Origin of the sequence: Aliivibrio sifiae, assembly GCF_002954705.1 — a bacterium.
In the GTDB taxonomy this organism is placed as follows: domain Bacteria; phylum Pseudomonadota; class Gammaproteobacteria; order Enterobacterales; family Vibrionaceae; genus Aliivibrio; species Aliivibrio sifiae_A.
On sequence record NZ_MSCO01000002.1, the window covers coordinates 488,442 to 489,472 of the forward strand.

1 protein-coding gene is annotated in these 1,031 nt (G+C 29.9%); it reads left to right on the forward strand.

Going from position 1 to position 1,031, the window contains the following annotated elements; translation table 11 throughout:
• Positions 1 to 899, forward strand: an 899-nt coding sequence (locus BTO22_RS13130; RefSeq protein WP_181044649.1) for a hypothetical protein, incomplete at its 5' end; no start/stop codon positions are given.
• Between the last annotated feature and the right edge of the window lie 132 nt (positions 900 to 1,031).

The window sequence follows — 1,031 nt, forward strand, 5'->3', positions numbered from 1 at the left end:
AACTGTCTTTAATTGATGTGGAGAGATTTTTAGTGGAACCTTTTACGAACGAAAAATTTAATATACTTATGTCTGATTTAATTCAAGATGCCTTTTATGTTAAAGGTAGACCTAATAGAGGAAGAATTGCCACAATTAGACAAATATCAGAAGTTATTATTAGAAAAATTCTTAATTATTCACAAGAAGAATTTGTGACTCTTGGAAATCATAAAGTATCTGAAGAATTAAAATTATCGGGCAATGAACATCCACTTTTGAATGAAGCAATCAAATATATAAAAAAACATGGTAATGATTGCTCTCACACACAACTGATTTTGGATGTTTCTGACGAGGCTCTAGCGAAAGCTGAAGAACATCTATTTAATTTGTATTCTTATATATTTTTTAATTTCTTTAAAAAGAATACTTTTGGTTCAAATGATGAAATTATGAGGCTTTTCTCTGCTCTACCTCCAAAAGTCCGGTATACCACATTAAGAACTCTCTATGAAAGTTATGATTCCCACAATGTTAATGTTATAGATAAACTTGTTTTATCTATGTTAAAAGCTTTTGGTGAGAAAAAAGCAATGGACTGGATTTTTGACAATGAAGTTAAGTTATTAGTTTTAGATACATCAGGAATTACGAGAGGCTCTATAGGGAATCATCAGAATATGTATGACTTATGTTTAGAAAGAGTTGCTGAAGTTTCAAACGTAATCAAAAGAAATGGACCTCTATATAAAAGTTTTGAGCAAGCAACGGAGTTTTATAAATCATTAGATAGATTGTCAAGTAACTCACCAGAAAATATTGAGTTTAACTCATTAATGGACTTTGCATATCTTGGACGGTTATCTGAAACAAATCCTAGACTAGATAAAATTTCTGAATATTTTATAGTTGGTTAGATACTAGTTTTTAATTCCATATTTACAATAGACAGTTAACAATTGCATCAACACGATTTGCTACATTAGGCATTTTTGGTTTCTTTGTGTTTACCGTGTTAAGTGGTAAATTTGGCTTAATTTGCATGGTAT